The 13,675-nt window shown below is 64.6% G+C and carries 13 protein-coding genes; 5 read left to right on the top strand and 8 right to left on the bottom strand.

The features are described from left to right. A partial coding sequence (locus FYM52_RS17690; protein WP_154165044.1) for a Spy/CpxP family protein refolding chaperone occupies nucleotides 1-459 on the top strand: 459 nt, incomplete at its 5' end. Nucleotides 460-1,900: 1,441 nt separating this feature from the next. Here the strand turns inward: FYM52_RS17690 and FYM52_RS17695 are convergent. The 4 genes from FYM52_RS17695 to dinG all read right to left on the bottom strand — a co-directional run bounded on the left by FYM52_RS17695 (nucleotide 1,901) and on the right by dinG (nucleotide 7,168). Then, nucleotides 1,901-2,842, bottom strand: a complete 942-nt coding sequence (locus FYM52_RS17695) for a TIGR03915 family putative DNA repair protein (protein ID WP_154165045.1) — start codon at nucleotides 2,840-2,842, stop codon at nucleotides 1,901-1,903. Nucleotides 2,843-2,845: 3 nt separating this feature from the next. Next, complete coding sequence (locus FYM52_RS17700) at nucleotides 2,846-4,135, bottom strand: putative DNA modification/repair radical SAM protein (protein WP_162524773.1); 1,290 nt, start codon at nucleotides 4,133-4,135, stop codon at nucleotides 2,846-2,848. A gap of 152 nt (nucleotides 4,136-4,287) precedes the next feature. Continuing rightward, nucleotides 4,288-4,641, bottom strand: a complete 354-nt coding sequence (locus tag FYM52_RS17705; protein ID WP_154165046.1) for a zinc ribbon domain-containing protein YjdM — start codon at nucleotides 4,639-4,641, stop codon at nucleotides 4,288-4,290. Nucleotides 4,642-5,002: 361 nt separating this feature from the next. After that, a complete protein-coding gene (dinG, locus tag FYM52_RS17710) occupies nucleotides 5,003-7,168 on the bottom strand; it encodes an ATP-dependent DNA helicase DinG (RefSeq protein ID WP_154165047.1) in 2,166 nt (721 codons plus the stop codon). Nucleotides 7,169-7,448: 280 nt separating this feature from the next. Here dinG and FYM52_RS17715 point away from each other — a divergent pair, with 280 nt between their 5' ends. The 3 genes from FYM52_RS17715 (at nucleotide 7,449) to FYM52_RS17725 (ending at nucleotide 10,288) form a co-directional block, all read left to right on the top strand. Continuing rightward, nucleotides 7,449-7,778, top strand: coding sequence for a hypothetical protein (locus FYM52_RS17715; RefSeq protein WP_154165048.1), 330 nt, complete (start codon nucleotides 7,449-7,451; stop codon nucleotides 7,776-7,778). 290 nt (nucleotides 7,779-8,068) lie between these two features. Next, the gene (locus tag FYM52_RS17720; RefSeq protein WP_154165049.1) at nucleotides 8,069-8,917 is read left to right on the top strand and encodes an undecaprenyl-diphosphate phosphatase; all 849 of its coding nucleotides are present in this window, start codon (nucleotides 8,069-8,071) and stop codon (nucleotides 8,915-8,917) included. Between the two features lie 54 nt (nucleotides 8,918-8,971). Continuing rightward, nucleotides 8,972-10,288, top strand: coding sequence for a hemolysin family protein (locus tag FYM52_RS17725; RefSeq protein ID WP_042412076.1), 1,317 nt, complete (start codon nucleotides 8,972-8,974; stop codon nucleotides 10,286-10,288). 67 nt (nucleotides 10,289-10,355) lie between these two features. On the opposite strand, the gene FYM52_RS17730 is transcribed toward FYM52_RS17725, so the two are convergent. The 4 genes from FYM52_RS17730 to FYM52_RS17745 all read right to left on the bottom strand — a co-directional run bounded on the left by FYM52_RS17730 (nucleotide 10,356) and on the right by FYM52_RS17745 (nucleotide 12,337). Next, nucleotides 10,356-10,763 carry an NUDIX domain-containing protein gene (locus FYM52_RS17730; protein WP_154165050.1) on the bottom strand — a complete coding sequence of 136 codons (408 nt, stop codon included), beginning with the start codon at nucleotides 10,761-10,763 and terminating at the stop codon, nucleotides 10,356-10,358. Nucleotides 10,764-10,784: 21 nt separating this feature from the next. Continuing rightward, nucleotides 10,785-11,186 carry a YkgJ family cysteine cluster protein gene (locus FYM52_RS17735; protein ID WP_043378377.1) on the bottom strand — a complete coding sequence of 134 codons (402 nt, stop codon included), beginning with the start codon at nucleotides 11,184-11,186 and terminating at the stop codon, nucleotides 10,785-10,787. 262 nt (nucleotides 11,187-11,448) lie between these two features. Beyond that, on the bottom strand, nucleotides 11,449-11,766 hold the full coding sequence (locus FYM52_RS17740) for a hypothetical protein (protein WP_154165051.1): 318 nt from the start codon (nucleotides 11,764-11,766) through the stop codon (nucleotides 11,449-11,451). Nucleotides 11,767-11,797: 31 nt separating this feature from the next. After that, complete coding sequence (locus tag FYM52_RS17745) at nucleotides 11,798-12,337, bottom strand: PepSY domain-containing protein (RefSeq protein WP_154165052.1); 540 nt, start codon at nucleotides 12,335-12,337, stop codon at nucleotides 11,798-11,800. A gap of 314 nt (nucleotides 12,338-12,651) precedes the next feature. Between FYM52_RS17745 and FYM52_RS17750 the strand changes: the two genes are divergently transcribed. Then, complete coding sequence (locus FYM52_RS17750; protein ID WP_045265774.1) at nucleotides 12,652-13,590, top strand: ABC transporter substrate-binding protein; 939 nt, start codon at nucleotides 12,652-12,654, stop codon at nucleotides 13,588-13,590. Nucleotides 13,591-13,675 lie beyond the last annotated feature (85 nt).

A 13,675-nucleotide genomic window follows, 5' to 3' on the forward strand; every position in this document is an offset into this window, starting at 1 on the left:
CCCGCCGCCCCCACGGCCGGCCCTGCCGCCACCGCACCGGCAGCGCGCCACCAGGCGCCCGACTTTGCCAAGCGGCACGCCGAACGCACCGAGCGCATGAAAACCCTTTTGCAACTGCAGCCCAACCAGCAAGCCGCCTGGGACAAGTATGTGCAGGCCACCACGCCACAGCCCCGCCCCGCTGCGGGTGAGCGCCCCGACCTGCGCAAGCTGACCACACCCGAGCGCCTGGACCTGGCCCAGAAGATGCGCAAGGAACACACGGCCCACGCCGAACAGCGTGACCAGGCCACCCGCAGCTTCTACAACAGCCTGAATCCCAGCCAGCAAAAGGCCTTCGACGAACTGACGGCCCACCGCCCCGGCAAGTTCCACCGTGGCGGCCAGGGCGAGCGCATGGGCCACCAGCCCGGCCACCCCCACGGCCCCGCTGGCCAACCCATGGGCCGTGGCGCATAAACCCCCTCCACTCCCACCCAGCAGGTCCCAGGACCTGCTTTTTTTTCGCCGGTTGCGCCTCGGACTGCAAAAGTTTTTTCAGTTGCGCACACCGCACGCGGGCCATGTCCAGGGTGTGCATGGCCTGCAGCACGCCGCTGGTCACCACCGCCGCGACCTCCGGAGGTCACGCCCTCCCCACCGGCACACCACACCCCGGGCCGCCTGCCCGCACGGTCGACCGCGGATTCCGGTAACCCGACAAAACCCCATCAAAACAAGCACTTGCTGCATCCACGCAGGGGTTTTGGTAACTCCGGGTTTTCCCTGTAATTGGATTACACGCCCGGCGTGCTCTCATTTTTGTAACGCGATTACCTGACGCCACCACCCGCTCGCCACCCTGGCCAGGGCCTGTGGATAAACATGGGTAGAAAAAAATAGCAACCTGCTGTTTATCCACAAGCGTTTCCAGCCGCTGCAACTTGTACCCAAATCCGGTCGTCACCGTCCCTGGGTTCAGACACATGGTTTAGGCAGGGACAAGTCCTTGATCTGAAAAAAGTATTTCACCTTATCCACACCCACTACCCATCCCTACTATTACTACCAATTAAAAATAGAAGACATAGAGATAACTACCGCGCGAAAAAATTCGCGCCTTTTCCGTCGTTGCATTTTTTTCAGTGTTCCGTTTTTTTTCCGGCATTCGGCCTGGCGCCGGCGGATGTGCTGTTCACAGTGGGGACGGTTCTGCGTAAAACACTGTCCATTTCAGTTATTCACATCAAAAAAAATAGCAATGAATGACGTATTGACAAGAAAAAATAACAAAAAACAAAGTTACATAAGAGACAAGCAGGCCATGTGGATAAATCGTGTTGAAAAAACGAGATATCCACAAAAAAACACGCCATCGGGAAGTTATCCCTGAATGCAGGACAGCAGGAACAGGGCCTGCCCCACATGATTGGCAGGGACACAAGTGCTTGATATCCGGATGAAAAGTGCAGTTGTCCACAATCCCTGGGGATGCTTACTACTACCTACTATCCTTATTAAAAAAAACAAAGAACAAGTCAGGGGCAAGCACGGCAGGGGCAGGATCCCGATCATGCTGAGCACGTAAGCGCTTGGTAGAACAAGTAAAGACCGCCATGCCCGGTATGCAGGACTACGTTTCCGCGCGCTGGATCCTGAAAACGGTTTTTCAGTCGGTTGCCGCGTTGGGCAGGGACTTATCCTGGGAGGGGTTTCTGTCCACAGGAAGTTATCCCAGCCTCTGTATAACTGGGGCGATCACGCCACCGCGCCGCGCCAAGGGCATTCAAAAAAATTCAATGCTGGTGGTGGGGCCTGCCCAGCGGGGTGTGCAACCGGGTCCTGCAGCCGGGGCACAGTGGCTGGTGCCCACCCGCAAGCTGCCCTGGTGGGCGAGGCGGTCAGCGGCCTCCACAGGCCCTCAGGCGTGGCGTGGCAGCTTGCGCTGGGGCATGGACGGGGCACTGGCCAGCATGGCCGCGCTGCGGGCCTGGGCCGCCTGGACCAGTGGGGTGATGAGCTGTGCCTCGGGCAGGTGGGCCCAGTAGTGGCGGGGCATCTCCCGGCACATGGTGGCCACTTTCAGGCGCGCAGGATTGAAGATGTGGGCGTAATAGGTCAGCCACAGGGCTTCGCCGGCATCGGCGGGTGGTGCGGCATCGGCACTCGCACCGGGCCCCCAGCTGAGCACACCCGGCCGCCCTGCCAGGGGTTGCAAGGCCTGCTGCGGGGCAATGCCGTGGTCGGCCAGCGCCGCCACGCTGGGGGCCTGGGGCCACCAGCGCAGGCAGGCCAGGGGCGTCAGGATGGCCCAGCGCATGTTGCTGAAGCGGCCGACAAAGAAGGGGGCCACGGCATGCACGATGTGGTGCTGGGGCTCGAACCAGGCCACGTGCAGCGGGCCACAGCCGTCGTGCAGGGCATCGGCCAGGGCCACGGGGCGAAAGCGCACGAAGGCATGCATCTGGTGCACCTCCCGGCGCACGGCCTTGCACAGGTACTGCAGGTGCACGCGGTCGGCATCCAGGGGATCGTGGCGCACGCCGGGCGTGTGCTGCATGCGCCACAGCAGGCGGTACAGCAGGGCAAAGCGCTCGGGGCTGCTGTGCAGCAGCGCGTGCTCGGCCAGCTCCGGCCACCAGCGCGGCACGGTCAGCGGGCGCTGTTGCGCCGGCGGCAGATCCTCGCAGGGGGTGACCTGCGGCGTGGGGGTGAACAGGTCGGGGTGCTGGCCGTGGGCCGCTTCGGTCTGCCATTCCACCAACTGCGGTGGCACCTGCTGCGCCCACAGCCACCTGGCCAGGCGGCGCCAGTGCGCAAAATCGGTGCCGTCGCCGGGCAGGATGAGGTGCTGGCGGTCCATGGCTCAGAACAGGCGGGCTTGCTGCGGCTGCGGGGCCACGGGCTGGACCAGGCGGCGGGCCAGCCGGGGATCGTCCAGGCTGCGGCCGGGGTGCCAGTCCAGGCACTCCACGAACGGCAGGATCCGGGCGCAGGGCACGCGCAGGCGTTCCAGGTCGGCCCGGCGCAGCTGGCGCCCGCGCCGGGCGGCCAGCAGTTTGTCGACCGATGGCACGCCCAGGCCGGGCACGCGCAGCAGCAGCTCGCGCGCGGCGGTGTTGAGGTTGACGGGAAAGCGCTCGCGGTGGGCCAGGGCCCAGGCCAGCTTGGGGTCGTGCTCCAGCGACAGCATGCGCTGGCCGGGGGCGCCTGCGGGCACCAGCTCGCCGGCCTCGAAGCCGTAGAAGCGCACCAGCCAGTCGGCCTGGTACAGCCGGTGTTCGCGCACCAGCGGCGGGGCGATCAGCGGCAGCTCGGCGCTGGCGTCGGGGATGGGGCTGAACGCCGAGTAGTAGACGCGGCGCAGCCCGTAGCCGCTGTAGAGGCGGGCGCTGGTGAGGATGATGTCGCCATCGTCCGCCGCGTCGGCGCCGACGATCATCTGCGTGCTGTGCCCGCCGGGCGCAAAGACCGGGGGCCGGGCCGGCCGCGTGCGGCGTGCCTGGGGGCGCGAGACGATGGCGCTGCGGGCCGCGGACTGGCGCTCGGCCTGGGCGCTGCGGATGTGCTGGTGCAGCTGGCCCATGCCCTGGTGGATGCTGGCGCTGCTTTTCTCGGGCGCCAGCTGCGCCAGGCCCTGCACCGTGGGCAGCTCGATGTTGATGCTCAGGCGGTCGGCGTACAGGCCGGCCTGGGCCAGCAGGGCCGGATCGGCGTCGGGGATGGTCTTGAGGTGGATGTAGCCGTGAAAGCCATGCTCCAAGCGCAGGCTGCGGGCCACGCCGACCAGCTGTTCCATGGTGTAGTCGGGGCTGCGGATGATGCCGCTGGACAGGAACAGGCCCTCGATGCAGTTGCGCCGGTAGAAGTCGAGCGTGAGCTGCACCACCTCGGCCACCGAGAAGCGGGCGCGCGGGATGTTGGAGCTGACGCGGTTGACGCAGTACTTGCAGTCGTAGAGGCAGAAGTTGGTCAGCAGGATCTTGAGCAGCGACACGCAGCGCCCGTCGGGCGTCCAGCTGTGGCAGATGCCCATGCCGGCGGTCGAGCCGATGCCGCCCGCCTGGGCCGTGCGCCGGGCACTGCCGCTGGAGGCACAGGAAGCATCGTATTTGGCGGCGTCCGCCAGGATGGCGAGTTTGTTTTGCAGGTTCACTGTATAAATATACAGTTATCTGCCATGTTCTGCACCTGAAAATGCCAACGCCAGGCTGCAGCGGGTGGGCCGCAGGCCTGGCGTTTTGATATGTTTTTGCCGGCTAGCGCTGATATAGCAAGCGCTGGCAGCTATGGTTTTCAAGGCCTGCTTCAGGCCTTTTTCAGGAATTCCGACTTGAGGATGAAAGGCCCCTGCTCGGTCTTGCAGTCCACGTCGTGGTCGCCGTTGTCGTAGACCAGCCGGATGCCCTTGATCTTGCTGCCCTTCTTGATCACGGTGGACGAGCCCTTGACCTTCAGGTCCTTCACCAGGATCACGCTGTCGCCATCGGCCAGGGGCGTGCCGTGGGCGTCCTTGATGACGCGCGGGCCGGTGTCGTCTTCGTCCGTGGTGGCCTGCGCCGACCATTCATGGGCGCAGTCGGGGCAGATGAACAGGTCCGCGTCGGGGTAGGTGTTGGGCTGGCCGCATTGGGGGCAGGCTGGAAACTCGGTGGCGCTCATGGCAATCCCTCTCTGGATCGGTGCAAGTGGTATGAAATGAATAGCTGCCAGCGTAGGTGATTTCTTGAATTCCAAGCGATTTAGTCTTGAATGCAAGTCATATTGCGCGCAAACAGCTCCTTTTTTAGCGATCTGGGCAGGCCGCAGTCCCTGGCCGGATTGCAGGCTGGCGCTGCAAGGCAGCACCGTGCGGGACCCCCTGCGGCATGCCGGGCCGTGTTGCCGGCCGTGCCACGGGCCATGGTTGCTTCTGCGGCAGCGTGGTGCCGCCGGGGGGCCCACGGCGCCGCATCGGCGGCCTCCGCGGCTTCAGGCCGGTGGCGGGTCACCGCCACGGCGGTGGGCACAGCGCCGGCCGCGCCTACGCGGCGCGCTTTTCCAGCGTGAACGGTGGCAGGCCGTTCAGCAGTTGCTGGCCGTAGCTGGTGGCCACCAGGCGGCGGTCGTAGCAGTAGACGTGGGCCTGGTCCTCCTCGGTGCGGATGGCGCGGCCCACCCACTGCGCCAGTCGGATGGCGGTGGCGGGCACGACCAGTTCGTTGAACGGGTTGCGCCCGCTGGTGCGCAGCCACTCGGCACGCGATTCGCCCACCGGGTCGTCCGGTGGGGCAAACGGCAGCTTGGTGATGAACAGCGACTCGCACAGCGCGCCCGGCAGATCCAGGCCTTCGCCGAAGGACTGCATGCCGAAGATGATGCTGGGCAGGCCCTGTTCCACGCGCTGGCGGTGGTCGGCCAGCAGCATGGCGCGCGGCATGGCCGTCTGCACCAGCACCTGGCTGCGCATGGCCGTGGGCAGGGCATCGACGGCCTGGCGCATCTGGTCGCGCGAGGTGAACAGCACCAGCGCCCCGGCCTGGACCTGGCTCAGGTCGTGCAGCAAGCGCTCCACCATCTCCTGCGTGAAGGCGGCGGCTTCGCGCGGGTCGGCCCGGGTCTGGTGCGCCACCAGCGTGCCCTGGGCCGCATAGTCGAAGGGGCTGGCCACCTCCAGCGTCTGCACGGCCGCATCGCCGTGCAGGCCGGCCTCGCGCAGGAAGAAGTCGAAGCTGCCGCAGCTGGTCAGCGTGGCGCTGGTCAGCACCGCGCCGCGCACCTGGCTCCACAGGTGGTGGCGCAGCGTGGCACCGGGCAGGATGGGGCTGGCATGGGCCTTGACGACGATGTAATCGCCCTCCACCTCCACGGTGAACCATTTGGCGTTGGGCACGCTCTCGGAGCCGTCCTCGCGCGTCTCGGGCTGCTGGCTCAGCAGCTGGGCCGTGTCGTGCACGGCCTCCAGGCGCGGCGCCAGCGTGCCGACCTGGGCGTACAGCTGGGACAGGCGCTGGGCCTCGTCGGGCTTGTCCTTGATCTCGGCCTTCAGGGCCTTGGCAATGGCCCGCAGCACGTCCAGAAAGCCGCTGGCGTGGTGCATGACCTGGGCCAGGGGGTCCAGCAGGGCCGGGGGCAGATCGCCGCGTGGCACGCGCACACGCGCCGGGCCGAAGCGATCGCGCTGGCCCTTGAGGGTGTCGCCATAGGTCTCCATCACCAGGCGTGCCAGCTCGCTCAGGTGCTCGCGCAGGCCGCTGCTGTGGCCGGCGATGTCGGCCAGCTCGTCCACCTCCATCAGCTGGCCCACGCGCAGGGCGCGGCTGGCCAGCTTATCGATCCATTGCAGGCGGCTGAGGTCCATGTCGCAGGCGAACTGCGACAGCGCCGTCTGCGGCAGGTGGTGGGCCTCGTCCAGGATCAGCAGGCTGTCGCTGAGCTCCGGCAGCAGGCGCGCGCCCAGACTGGACAGCAGCAAATCATGATTGGCGACAATGACTTGCGCTGCCACCATGTCCTTGCGGCGCTCGTAGTAGGTGCAGCTGGAAAACACCGGGCAATGCTTGCCGGTGCAGGAGCTGCCCTCGGCCGCCACGGGGCCCCAGGCCTCGGCTTCGGGCGGATTGGGCAGGCTGTCGCGGTCGCCATTCCATTCGCCGCTGGCCAGGGCATCGGCCATCGAGGCATAGAACTGCATGCGCGCCTCGGTCTCGGCGCGGGGCCGCGCCTTGCGCTGCTCGGCCGCCTCTTCGGCGAACAGATCGTCCGCGTCCTCGCTGTTTTCGCCTGAGCTGGTCAGGCGCTCCAGCTTGAGCTTGCAGACAAAACGGCCTCGCCCCTTGGCCAGCGCAAATTTGAACGGCATTGGCAATTGCTGCGCCAGCGCCGGCAGGTCCTTGTTCACCAGCTGCTCCTGCAGCGCCACCGTGGCCGTGGAAATCACCACGCGCGTGCCACGCGCCAGGGCCATGGCGATGGCCGGGGCGGCATAGGCCAGCGACTTGCCCACCCCCGTGCCCGCCTGGACGACGGCGATGGATTTTTTCGGTTCCGGAGCCCCCTCCTCGACCTTGCCGAGCTGGGCGGCCGCCAGGGTCTGCGCGATCTGGGCCGCCATCTGGCGTTGGCCCTCGCGCACCCGGAACCCCGGGATGGCGGCGACGACGGCGTCAAAGGATTCCAGGGCCTCGGTGGCCCATTTTTTTTGGCTCATTGCGGGAATTTCAGACCGGGTAATCCGGTCAAGAAGACTGAAAAATTGTTTTCAATACAGATGCAGAGCACCACATGCATCTTTTTCTTTATCAACATCCTGTGCGATATCGGATGTTCTGCTGATTTTTTCAGCACCAAAGAGGGTCTGACAAGTGCACCATCCGGCAAATTTCTGCCAGCCACTCTGCTGTGGACAATTGATTATAGATTGTGGATGCTGAACCTGTCGGTGCCAGGGATGCCACCTGGGTCGCACCACACGCTGTGGCATAAACCCTGTGGAAAATTTCGAGATGCATGGCATGGAGAGGTTGAAAAAATATTTTCAATCAACACATCCTTGTGCACAACCTGCTGAATGCATGAGGCTGTGGATAAGTAAAAAATACAGTCCAGGTGGATTGAAAAATCTGTCCACATTTTGGCATGTGGAGTTATCCACAGCCTGTGTGCAGATGGAAGCTGCATGCTGTGGTGCCGGCATACAAACGCACCACACAGAATTGACGGATTCAACGTTGCGGCGCGAACGCTTGATTTGTTGTAAAAATTATTTTTTGCCCATTAGTATGATGGCGATGATTTGTAATTTTGTGTATTTGTTTTGAATATCAACGACAAACATCGCTGATGCACGTGGATATTTGTGCATTTTTTTTATGAGAAAAAGATGATTAGATGGGTTTTGTATAAAAAATAACTGTCATGGCACGCGATGCGGCGGGCTGAAGCCTGCAGGTGCCATGGCGGCGGCTGTCGAGGGCGGTGGCGGGTGCCCAGCGCCGAGGTTTCGCGCGGCCCCTGGCCACTGCGGGGCCGGGAGTTGGCGCCGCCTGCGTGGCAGGCCCGGGCGCTACACTGCACAGCGCTCCGTTTCCGCTTTTTTCCACTGATTCCTATGAACGCCACTTTTGGCTGGCTGGACGCCCTCATCCTGGGCCTGGTCCAGGGTCTGACCGAATTCCTGCCCATCTCTTCCAGCGCCCACCTGCGCATCCTGGGTCCCTTGCTGCCCGGTGGCGCCGATCCGGGCGCGGCCTTCACCGCCATCACCCAGCTGGGGACCGAACTGGCGGTGCTGATCTACTTCCGCAAGGATGTGCTGCGCATGCTGGTGGCCTGGTTTGCCAGCCTGCCCGTGATTGGCAGCCGCCGCCCTGGTGAAGCCCTGCACCCCGACGCCAAGCTGGCCTGGCTGGTGATCCTGGGCACCATCCCCATCTGTGTGCTGGGCCTGCTGCTGCGCAGCTGGATTGAAACCACCTTCCGCACGCTGGCGCTGACGGCCGTGATGCTGATCGTCTTCGGCCTTCTGCTGGGCTGGGCCGAAAAGCGCAGCACCCAGACGCGCCAGATTGGCCAGTTGGGCTTGCGTGACGGCATCGTGCTGGGCTTTGCCCAGGCCATGGCGCTGATCCCGGGCGTGTCACGTTCCGGTGGCACGATTACTGCAGGCCTGCTGCTGGGCATGACCCGCGAGGCGGCGGCGCGCTTTTCCTTCCTGCTGGCCATTCCGGCGGTGCTGCTGTCGGGCTTTTACCAGCTGCTGTTCAAGCGCGATCCCATGAGTGGCGAGCAATGGATGCTGACCTTCATGGCGACCGCGATCGCCTTTGTCGTGGGCTATGCGGTCATCGTCTGGTTCATGCGGCTGATCTCCAGCAAGGGCTTCGGCTTCTTCGTGATCTACCGCGTGCTTTTAGGGCTTGCCATCCTGGCTGGCCTGCATTTTGGATTTATCCAGTAACCTTGCAGTGTTTTTGTTACCCCGAGCGAGTTTGAAAGGACGCTCAACCACATCATGGAAATTCCTATACTTATCGCCCTCATCCTGCTCAATGGCGTGTTTGCCATGTCTGAAATCGCGCTGGTCACAGCACGCAAGGCAAGGCTTCAAAAATTGATCGATGAGGGCGATTCCGCCGCAGCTGCTGCCCTGAAGCTCGGCGAAGACCCCACCCGCTTCCTGTCCACCATCCAGATCGGCATCACCTCCATCGGTGTGCTGAACGGTATCTTTGGTGAGGCCGCCCTGGCCCAGCCGATGGCGGAATGGCTGGTGCAACTGGGCATGGCGTCCAATTACGCCAGCACCTTGTCCACGGCCGTGGTGGTGGTCTTGATCACCTATGTCTCCATCGTGGTGGGTGAACTGGTGCCCAAGCGCCTGGGACAGACCAACCCCGAATCGATTGCCCGTCTGGTGGCCCGCCCCATCAACTTGCTGGCCAAGCTGACCAAGCCCTTTGTGCTGCTGCTGACGGGGTCGACCCTCGCCCTGCTGCGCCTGCTGGGCGTGCGCCAGACCAACGACAGCAGCGTGACGGAAGACGAGATCCACGCCGTGCTGGCCGAAGGCACCACCTCGGGTGCCATCGAGCAGAACGAGCACACCATGATCCGCAACCTGTTCCGCCTGGACGATCGCCAGATCTCCTCGCTGATGGTGCCGCGCTCGGACGTGGTCTGCCTGGACGTGAGCTTGTCGTTCGAAGAGAACATGGCCATCCTGGAATCCCAGGACCATGCGCGCTATCCCGTGATCGACGGCAACTTCGAGAACCTGCTGGGCGTGATCAACTCGCGCCAGTGGCTGGCCCATGCCCTCAAGGGGCAGCGTGACCTCAAGGACGCCAAGGACCTGATCCACAAGCCCATCTACATCCCGGAAACCATCACCGGCATGGAGTTGCTGGAGAACTTCAAGCAATCCGGTGCGCCCATGGCGTTCGTCATCGACGAGTACGGTGAAGTGCAAGGCATCGTCACCGTGCGTGACCTGACCGAGGCCATCACCGGCGAGTTCGTGACCGAGGACCCCAGCGACGCCTGGGCCGTGGAGCGCGAGGATGGCAGCTGGCTGCTGGATGGCCACATCCCGGTCGTGGAGCTCAAGGACCGCCTGGGCCTGAAGACCGTGCCCGAAGAGGAAAAGGGCCGCTACCAGACCCTGAGCGGCATGATGATGCTGCTGACCGGCAAGCTGCCCGCCGTGACCGACAAGGTGGTCTGGGAAGCCTGGGAGTTCGAGGTGGTGGACATGGACGGCAAGATCATCGACAAGATCCTGGCCACCAAGGTGGAAGTCCCCGAGATCGACCTCTCCGACGAGGCCTGATCCCCCGCCAGGGCACACCCTGAAAAAAAGCAGCCGCAAGGCTGCTTTTTTATGCCCGCCCGCTGGCTCAGTCAGCCATCTGCTGCAGTGCGGGCAGCACCTGCTCGTGCAGCAGCGGGGCCAGGGTGGCGGGATGGGGGCCGTCCAGCGCCAGCCAGTCCATGGCCTCGATCTCGGCGGCGATCTGCACGGCGGGCGTGTGCGCCAGCCGGGCGTAGAACACCTGGGCCTGCACGCGCGTATCGGCCTCGTTGGCGGCGCGGTTCTCGAAGTGGGCCAGGGGCAGCAGATGCTCGATGGGGGCCTGCCATTGCAGCTCTTCCTGCAGTTCGCGCTGCAGGGCCTGGAGTGCGGTTTCCCCGGCGTCGATCTTGCCGCCGGGCAGCATCCAGAATGGGCTGCCGCGCTTGCGCAAGACCAGCAACTGGCGTTCGGGGTTGATCAGGCAGGCGGTGGCCAGGTGCAGGGTGTGCATGGGGATCAGGGGGTAAGGTCTTCAGCGCATGCGCTTGTCGCCGTAGGCGCACCAGCCGGGCTTGGGGCCCTTCTTGGGGTGCAGGCGGCAGGTTTCGGGGCGCCGTTCATAGACCGTGCAGCGGCGCGTGCTGGCGTCCAGAAAGTTGCAGTCCCCGCTGGCGCGGCGGGCCATGGTGAAGATGTTGTGCTTGGGGTTGTAGTGGTCGATCAATCGGGCCTTGAGCAGGCGCTTGGCGATCAGCTTGTGGTCGACGTTGTCGACCTCGAAGGCATCCACCAGCCCCAGGCGCACCAGGTCGGGCAGCTGCACTTCCAGCGGCATGGTGCAGCAGTTGGCGGCGCAGCTGTCGCACAGGCCGGGCTTGTACTTGCTCCAGGTGTCGAGCCGGTCGACGTCCACGATGCGGATGGCGGGTTTCATGCGAAAAAGGGGGGGGATGCGCTATCAGAAAGATGAGCAGGCAGCGTGCGTTTTGCAAGGTTTTCAAATAGAAAACTGGTTGGAAACCAGATCCAGACTGCGCTGCCAGCTATGAATACATTGGGCTGCGCTGCCTGGCGGTGACCGGGCGGCAGCGCCTGCGGCAGGCACTATAGCGGCTGGGGGCGTGGCCCGGGGCCGCCTGCAAAAAAGCCTGCGCACCAGGCGCAGGCTTCGGGGGCAAGGTGGGTCCCGCGGGGGCTCAGCGTGACTGGTGCACGCCCAGCAGGAACTGGCTGCACATGGACTGGGGCGAGGCTTCGCGCGCGCTGTGGTCCGAGATGCTGAGCTTGTCCGCCACCGCGCGGTGGTCGCGCTTGAGCGTGCTGCCCGTGACCATGCCCAGCTGGCGCACCTGCTCGGGCGCCAGCATCTGCAGTCGCACGGCCTCCTGCATGGCCACGCACACGCTGCTGACGGCGTCGTAGCGCGCCATGGTGTGGGCGTAGAAGAAGTAGCCGCCGGCAAAGCCGAGCAGGGCCGTGAGCGCAGCGATCAGTGCAGTTTGGGTGCGGTTCATGGGGTGGGATGGTGTTCAGTCACAAAGGGCGTCAGTCGCGCTTGGCGCGCAGCACCTTGCCGTCGGCCGCATCCAGCTTGACCTCCATCAGGCGGTGGTCGGCCTGCAGCACATCGACCTGGTAGCTGATGGTGCCCCAGTGGTTGTCCAGCTCGGCCTTCATGGCCTTGCCGGGCGTGTGCGCCGTGGCAGCGCGGATGGCCTGCAGGATGTCGATCTTGGCGGCTTGGCTGCGCGCCACATCCTTGCGCTTGGCCGCACCGTCGTTCTCGTGCAGGCGGGCCTGGCCGGTCACCGCGTCCACCCAGACCTCCACGCTCTGCTGCTGCGGCGTGAGGATGTGGGCCTCGTAGTGCACGCCGGCCCCGTCGCCGTCATCCAGCTCGATCTCGATCACCTGGCCCGGCGTCATCTGCGTGGCGTTCTGCACGGCCTGCTCCAGGCTGATCTTCACGGGCGCGGTCAGCGCCTGCCACTGTGCCGGGGTCTTGGCATGGGCGCCCAGGGCCAGCGTGGCGGCGGCCAGGGGCAAGGCGATGCGGTGGGACAGCAGGTGGTGCCAATGCTTCATGAGCGTTCTCCTTGGTAACGATGCAGGACAGGTGCACACCCTAAGCCAGTCGGCACCCGCCAGGCGTGGGACGGGGGCGCGTCGCGCGCCGCTGGCGGCGAGTCTGGTGCATGGCGCGGGGCATGCTGTGCACAAATGGTGCGCCTTTGACGATATGGGGGATTTTGTCGGCGATTTCCAGAGTTTTGGCGCAAAAAACATCCATTCCCAAACTGGCACGCCACTTGCTGGACTGTGCCTGTGCCGGCTTGTGTACAAGGATGTATTCAAGTGCGGTCCGTCTGTCACAGCCCTTGTTTGATGAAGGAAACGCCATGCTGTCTCGCCGCCTCCTGCTCGCTTCTCTGACCTCTTCCGCCCTGGCCCTGTCCGTGGCCACACCCGCCCAGGCGGCGGACAAGGTGATCAAGGTGGGCACGCTCAAGCTCATCCACGGCATCACGCCCTACTTCTACGACAAGTTCACGCCGGCCGGCTACAAGATCGAGGTGATCCCCTTCGAGACCCCCACCGACGGCAAGAACGCCGTGGTGACCAAGTCGGTGGACTTTGGCACCTACGGCCTGGCCGCCGCCACGCTGGGTGCGGCGGCGGGCGAGCCCGTGGTCATCGTCGCGCCCACCTGCAATGGTGGCATGGCGATCGTGGTGGGCAAGAACAGCGGCATCGGCAGCTTCAAGGGCCTGCAGGGCAAGCGCGTGGGCATCCTGCCCGGCTCCACCCAGGAGGCGGTGTTCAACGACCGCCTGAAGTCCGAAGGCATGACGCTCAAGGACATCAAGTCCGTGCGCGTGTCCTTCAGCGAAATGGCGGGCGCGCTGGAGCGCGGCGACATCGACGCCTACGTCGGTGCCGAGCCCGGCCCCTCCATCAGCGTGACCCGGGGCGTGGGCAAGGTGCTGGAGTTTCCGTACAGCACGCCCACCGGCAAGGTCAACATGGTCATGACCACGCACGCCGACACGGTCAAGAAGGACCCGGAACTGGTCAAGGTGTTCCTGGAGATCCACCGCAAGGCGTCGGAATACGCCATGGCCCACCGCGCCGAGCTGGTGCAGATGGCCGGTGCCAAGCTGGGCTTCGCCCCCGACGTGGCCAACCTGGCGGCCGACAACGTGGAGCTGACCTGGAAGATCGACGAGGACTGGATCACGCGCAGCAAGTACTACGGCTCGCTGATGCTGGAGCGCAAGCAGATCCGCAAGCTGCCCGACTACAGCAGCTTCATCGTCACCGGCTTCAACCCCCAGTAAGCCCGCCCCGCCTGGCGGTGTGCTGCACCGCCGGGCGGGGCGGGCTTACTGGGGGTTGAAGCCGGTGACGATGAAGCTGCTGTAG

Origin of the sequence: Comamonas sp. CAH-2, assembly GCF_009668305.1 — a bacterium.
Lineage (GTDB): Bacteria > Pseudomonadota > Gammaproteobacteria > Burkholderiales > Burkholderiaceae_C > Comamonas > Comamonas aquatica.

Coding starts and splice junctions, on each gene's coding strand:
- FYM52_RS17725 (WP_042412076.1), top strand. CDS start 8,972: ATGGAAATTCCTATACTTATCGCCCTCATCCTGCTCAATGGCGTGTTT.
- FYM52_RS17705 (WP_154165046.1), bottom strand. CDS start 4,641: ATGAGCGCCACCGAGTTTCCAGCCTGCCCCCAATGCGGCCAGCCCAAC.
- FYM52_RS17750 (WP_045265774.1), top strand. CDS start 12,652: ATGCTGTCTCGCCGCCTCCTGCTCGCTTCTCTGACCTCTTCCGCCCTG.
- FYM52_RS17730 (WP_154165050.1), bottom strand. CDS start 10,763: ATGCACACCCTGCACCTGGCCACCGCCTGCCTGATCAACCCCGAACGC.
- FYM52_RS17740 (WP_154165051.1), bottom strand. CDS start 11,766: ATGAACCGCACCCAAACTGCACTGATCGCTGCGCTCACGGCCCTGCTC.
- FYM52_RS17720 (WP_154165049.1), top strand. CDS start 8,069: ATGAACGCCACTTTTGGCTGGCTGGACGCCCTCATCCTGGGCCTGGTC.
- dinG (WP_154165047.1), bottom strand. CDS start 7,168: ATGAGCCAAAAAAAATGGGCCACCGAGGCCCTGGAATCCTTTGACGCC.
- FYM52_RS17695 (WP_154165045.1), bottom strand. CDS start 2,842: ATGGACCGCCAGCACCTCATCCTGCCCGGCGACGGCACCGATTTTGCG.
- FYM52_RS17735 (WP_043378377.1), bottom strand. CDS start 11,186: ATGAAACCCGCCATCCGCATCGTGGACGTCGACCGGCTCGACACCTGG.
- FYM52_RS17745 (WP_154165052.1), bottom strand. CDS start 12,337: ATGAAGCATTGGCACCACCTGCTGTCCCACCGCATCGCCTTGCCCCTG.